The organism is Citrobacter sp. TBCS-14, assembly GCF_005280805.1.
Taxonomy (GTDB): Bacteria; Pseudomonadota; Gammaproteobacteria; order Enterobacterales; family Enterobacteriaceae; genus Citrobacter; species Citrobacter gillenii.
Genome location: NZ_SZWM01000966.1, coordinates 1 through 248 on the forward strand (window position 1 = coordinate 1; position 248 = coordinate 248).

The window sequence follows — 248 nt, forward strand, 5'->3', positions numbered from 1 at the left end:
GGATGTCGTGGTTAACTTTAAGGCCAATTTGCTTGCTATGACCTGCACCGTCAATATTGTTGTTGGTTCAAGCAAAGCGGTGAACCAAACCATCGATTTTGGTGTATTAACCCGCGCAGAACTTGAGGCTCAGGGCGCTAACACGCTGAAAGATTTTTCGTTGCAGTACAGCAACTGCACGATCGGCTCCAGTACAAACCAGACAGTGACCTGGATGAAAACGGGAATTAAGGCCTCATCTGTCTACA

General features: G+C 47.2%; 1 pseudogene. It reads left to right on the forward strand.

Features of this window, described 5'->3' with window-relative positions:
* Nucleotides 1–248, forward strand: a pseudogene (locus FDX22_RS22290) (type 1 fimbrial protein); the annotation flags it as partial.